Below are 1,409 nucleotides of genomic sequence, written 5' to 3'. Positions count from 1 at the left end.
ATCGTGCTGGCGCTCTTTTTTTACCGCAGGAATAAGGCAACACATAAACCGCTGGTGTCGTGGGTGGCCTGGCTGATGATGGTGGGATATGCCGCCGTTCCTCTCTGCTTTGTCTTCGGGCGCTATCCGCATTCTCAGTGGCCGGTGGTTCTGGTGAATCTGCTGTTCTGTGCGGTGGTGTTATGGGCACGGGGCAACGTGTCAAAAATACTTTCGCTGCTGAGGTGCTGAGATGAAAACCAGAGATGAAATATTTGATGGCATCCTCGGAAAAGAGGGGGGTTATGTCAGTCACCCGGACGACCGCGGCGGCGCGACAAAATGGGGCATCACTGAAAAAGTCGCACGCGCCCACGGATACAAAGGCGATATGCGAAACCTGACTCGCGGGCAGGCACTGGAAATCCTGGAAGCGGATTACTGGTATGGGCCGCGATTCGACCAGGTAGCAAAGCTGTCGCCTGATATCGCTGCCGAGCTATGTGATACAGGGGTGAACATGGGCCCGTCCGTGGCGGGCAGGATGCTCCAGCGTGCCCTGAACGTATTCAACATGCGTGGAACGCTCTACCCGGACATGAGCGTCGACGGCCGCATCGGCCCACGCACGATTAACGCGCTACAGGCTTATCTGAATAAGCGCGGAAAGGATGGCGAACGTGTGATGCTGGTGGCGCTGAACTGTCAGCAGGGCGAGCGTTATATCGAACTGGCTGAGCAGCGACCGGCGAACGAGTCGTTCGTGTACGGCTGGCTGAAAGAGCGTGTGGTGGTGTAACCCTTTCTGATAGCGGCCACACTGGCTGATTTTTACTTCGCTTAAAAGCAAAAACCCCGGTCTGTTGGCGCAGCCGGGGTTTTCTGTTTCTGACCTTGAACAGGACAAGGGAGAACATGTGGTTGATTTTAGCAAACTGATTCGGGAGTTGCGACTAATGATTAAGCAATTTCCAGACTGGAAGTTTTTCCTCATATGGGTGATCCCATTCATCTGGGTGGTATCCCAGTTAATCACTGCCATTAAGGGGTAAACATGTCAGACAGAACGGCAGGCTCCCGATGAGCGGTTGTGATAATGCCGGACTGGCTGAAAGAGATAAATCGAGGTTGGGATGATTATTACACCAGGCTGTATACAGCTCGGGAATGCGAAACCCGGTGTTCCCGTGCTCAACCGTTACGCGCCGGTTATCACCGAGGCTGGCTACAACGGACGAAGAGGGGATGGTCTGTTGAGTTCTCAGGGATGGCAGTTAACGAACGTCACGGAGACGGTGAGTGACAATCCTGATGGCCTGGGTGGTCATGTGGTGGCCCTGTCCAAAACACGGAGTGGCATCTCATGGAGAGCATTACAGGAGATACCGGACGGCAGCGATTTAATTCGTTATGGCGGCAAACTCCGCTGT

General features: G+C 54.2%; 2 protein-coding genes and 1 pseudogene. All 3 read left to right on the top strand.

What is annotated here, in order from left to right:
- On the top strand, positions 1-231 hold the full coding sequence (locus AACV31_RS15085) for a phage holin family protein (RefSeq protein ID WP_166337122.1): 231 nt from the start codon (positions 1-3) through the stop codon (positions 229-231).
- Between the two features lies 1 nt (position 232).
- Positions 233-778, top strand: a complete 546-nt coding sequence (locus AACV31_RS15080) for a glycoside hydrolase family 108 protein (RefSeq protein WP_165157217.1) — start codon at positions 233-235, stop codon at positions 776-778.
- A gap of 388 nt (positions 779-1,166) precedes the next feature.
- A pseudogene (locus AACV31_RS15075) lies at positions 1,167-1,409 on the top strand (sialate O-acetylesterase); the annotation flags it as partial.

This window comes from Cronobacter sp. EKM101R, assembly GCF_963888145.1.
GTDB classification, from domain to species: Bacteria; Pseudomonadota; Gammaproteobacteria; order Enterobacterales; family Enterobacteriaceae; genus Cronobacter; species Cronobacter turicensis.
Note: the sequence above shows the minus strand (reverse complement) of the source record. Positions and strands in the feature narration are given on the sequence as shown.